This is a genomic window from Bartonella sp. AA81SXKL, from assembly GCF_042196945.1.
Classification (GTDB): Bacteria; Pseudomonadota; Alphaproteobacteria; order Rhizobiales; family Rhizobiaceae; genus Bartonella.
In genome coordinates, this window is sequence record NZ_JBHIRH010000096.1 from 1 (window position 1) to 396 (window position 396).

At 35.4% G+C, this 396-nt stretch carries 1 pseudogene; it reads right to left on the reverse strand.

The window, feature by feature from the left end:
• Positions 1 to 377, reverse strand: a pseudogene (locus tag ACFINZ_RS09760) (arginine--tRNA ligase); the annotation flags it as partial.
• Positions 378 to 396: the final 19 nt, after the last annotated feature.

The window sequence follows — 396 nt, forward strand, 5'->3', positions numbered from 1 at the left end:
TTTGCTGATACATATTCAACATTGATGCGCTTTCCCTGTCCCATAGGAATACGGCCATAAGATATTCCTTTTTCAAGCATGGATTTTATTAAATCTTGCCAAAATGGTTTTGTAAGCTTGATGTTGATAAATCCAGGACCGGCAACATTAATACTTTCGACAGAAGGATCATTTTTGAGAAGTTCTATGATCTTTTCTGCAAGTGCACGTGGATTAAGCCCAGTAGATTTTGCAAGCACCATGGCAGCATTGGTTGATAAATGTCCATGTGACGAATCGCGCGGAGGATCCACGGTAATTTTTGATAAATCTAAATCTTCTCCGTTTTTTCCTTTTATATCAGATGACTCTAATGATTTTTTAATTTTTTTTTCTATGTTTTTAAAGACGTTTTTT